General features: G+C 53.6%; 1 pseudogene. It reads right to left on the bottom strand.

What is annotated here, in order from left to right:
* A pseudogene (locus AAEY83_RS18535) lies at nucleotides 1-235 on the bottom strand (zinc-binding dehydrogenase); the annotation flags it as partial.

The following is a 235-nucleotide window of genomic DNA, read 5'->3' on the forward strand; positions in this document are numbered from 1 at the left end:
GTATTGATACCGCGCTCAGCTGCCAACATCGCAAGCGATTCACCAACTGCGCCATTGGCGGCATTTTGAATGACCCATTGACCTTTTTCTAGTTCTAAAAACTCAATGAGCATCAAGGCGCTCATCGGCATGGCAATAAGCTGCGCGGCCATTTCATCATCGATGGCGTCCGGTATAGGAATGACGCTACTGGCAGGCGCGGTGAAGTACTCGGCCCACGTGCCTTCGACACCGG

This window comes from Psychrobacter sp. TB20-MNA-CIBAN-0197, assembly GCF_040309765.1.
Lineage (GTDB): Bacteria > Pseudomonadota > Gammaproteobacteria > Pseudomonadales > Moraxellaceae > Psychrobacter > Psychrobacter submarinus.